Genomic DNA, 1,036 nt, shown 5'->3' with positions numbered 1-1,036 from the left:
GTTAATAAAGTTAATATATAATTTCATTACATAATTAAAACAAAACATTGTAGCATATATCTTTTCATTCTTTTACAAATTAAAAGAGAATACTAACAAAACATATACTCAATCTTATAAAAGTAATGGATTTATTTGAAATCCACCAGGGAGGTTACAACTATGGAAATTCGCTTATTAACAACAGAGGACGCAGAAATATATTTAAAAGTTTGTATGGAAGGTTTAACGAAGAATCCGGAAGCTTTTAGCTCTTCTTATGAAGATGTTCTTAAACATGAAAATCCTGTGGCTGCTATGGCTAAACGATTAAGCAATCCAGATAAGTATACTCTAGGTGTCTTCAAAGATAATGATTTAATTGGTATCGCTACTTTAGAAACAAAACCATTTATTAAACAAGAACATAAAGCAAAAATCGGTTCCGTTTTTGTTTCTCCAAAAGCGCGTGGCCTTGGAGCAGGACGAGCTCTAATTAAAGCAATTATTGAAAATGCCGATAAATTACATGTAGAACAACTTATGCTCGATGTTGTAGAATATAAAGTGAAACTTTACTCAGTGTGTGATTTTTCCATCCTCCACTGAGTATTAGCTGAATCAATCGGGCTTTTACGGGCAGTTATCGCCCACCTAACTCCCTCGCATTCGCTGAATTTTAAGATGGGAGTTACTGCCCACAAATAGCGGGGTAGTTTTCCAAAAACATCTTTCTTAATAAGAAAGATGTTTTTTTGCATTACAACAATGTAATCTTCATGTCACCTTTATCGATCGTACCAATCCTTACCATTTATTATACTAAAAATATAAAGTGAAACTTTACTCAGTGGGGAACTACATCCCACGCTGATCGCATGTACTTGATATGTAGAGGAGAATGTGACATGAAACAAAACAAACGAGCTATGCTTTTAATATTTACTACAGCGATTATAACTTCTGGGTTAGCAATTTTACCTTGGTTTATCATATAGGAATACTCCCCTAACAATGAAAAAAGCTGATTGCTTCTTAAGAAGCAATCAGCTTTTTT

1 pseudogene is annotated in these 1,036 nt (G+C 33.4%); it reads left to right on the top strand.

Annotation, left to right across the window (positions count from 1 at the left end):
* Positions 1 to 162: 162 nt before the first annotated feature.
* Positions 163 to 573, top strand: a pseudogene (locus ABWK52_RS22680) (GNAT family N-acetyltransferase); the annotation flags it as partial.
* Positions 574 to 1,036: the final 463 nt, after the last annotated feature.

Source organism: Bacillus sp. AP50, from assembly GCF_040492675.1.
GTDB lineage: Bacteria > Bacillota > Bacilli > Bacillales > Bacillaceae_G > Bacillus_A > Bacillus_A cereus.
Note: the sequence above shows the minus strand (reverse complement) of the source record. Positions and strands in the feature narration are given on the sequence as shown.